Below are 1,105 nucleotides of genomic sequence, written 5' to 3'. Positions count from 1 at the left end.
GCATAAGACCATCGAAATTTTGAGAATTTAAGTAGCTCTCAAGCGCGGTTAAAATTTGATCCACGCCCTCGTTTGCAGAAATTTCAAGTGGCGTAAAAATGGAATTTCCTTGGGTATTTTGCTTAGCGGAATTTATTGCAGAGCTATTAGGCGCGATGGAATTTGCAGAATTTTGTTTGGAATCATCTTTCGTAAAATTCCCCGCAGCACAACTTGCAGTAACGCGCTCGGTATTTGACGACGCTAGTCCCGCTTTTGAGGCAAAATTCTGTTCCTTTGGATTTATGGAATTCGCAAGAGCTATTTGGCTTGTAGGCGCGGAATTTGTGGAAGTAGAATTTTGCGCGCTTAAGTCACGCTTTAAATTTTTAGCTTTTAAATTCTGCGCGCAGGAATTTAAAGAAGCGTCGCAGGTTCGACTTTGCTTTAAATTTTCGGCTGCGAAATTCTCTGATATGGGATTTTCGGCTGCGAAATTTTTTGCAGAAAAAGCCTCTAAATCATCGCCAAGATCCTCTGCGCTAGGATGAAATTTACGCGGCAAGTCGCATTTATTTAAAACGTAGATGATTTTTTTGCTTTTTTGTTCGCGCAATATTTTTAGGATCTGCGCGTCCTCGGCATCCCATTCACGACTTGCGTCAAACACCGCCAAAATCACGTCTGCCTCGCTTGCAGCGCGAAGCGAATATGAAATGCCGATACTTTCGAGCTTTGAGCCGCTGTGTCTGATACCTGCAGTATCGACTATACGGATTAGATGAGTGCCTATCTGCAGGCTTTCTTCGATGAGATCGCGCGTAGTGCCCGCTTCGTCGCTCACGATAGCGCGACTAAAGCTCAGCATAGAATTTAAAATGCTTGATTTACCGACATTAGGCTTACCCACAATCGCTACTTTAAAGCCCTCGATCAACCCCTTTCGGCTGCGGCTGATGCGAGTGATTTTTTCTAGAGAAGCGATATTTTGGCTAAGCATTTCTTGCGAGTTTTGCAGTACATCAGAAGGCAGATCATCCTCCGCGTAATCGATGCAAACCTCGACGAAGGCTAACGTCTTAACCAGAGCTGCGCGCAGATCGCCTATAAAGCCCTCAAGCTCGCC

Annotated in this window: 1 protein-coding gene; it reads right to left on the bottom strand. The window is 44.9% G+C overall.

What is annotated here, in order from left to right; genetic code table 11:
• Positions 1-1,105: GTPase (locus Q0236_RS04265; RefSeq protein ID WP_297915446.1), on the bottom strand; the 1,105-nt coding region annotated here is incomplete at both ends.

Source organism: uncultured Campylobacter sp. (assembly GCF_938031315.1).
GTDB lineage: Bacteria > Campylobacterota > Campylobacteria > Campylobacterales > Campylobacteraceae > Campylobacter_B.
Note: the sequence above shows the minus strand (reverse complement) of the source record. Positions and strands in the feature narration are given on the sequence as shown.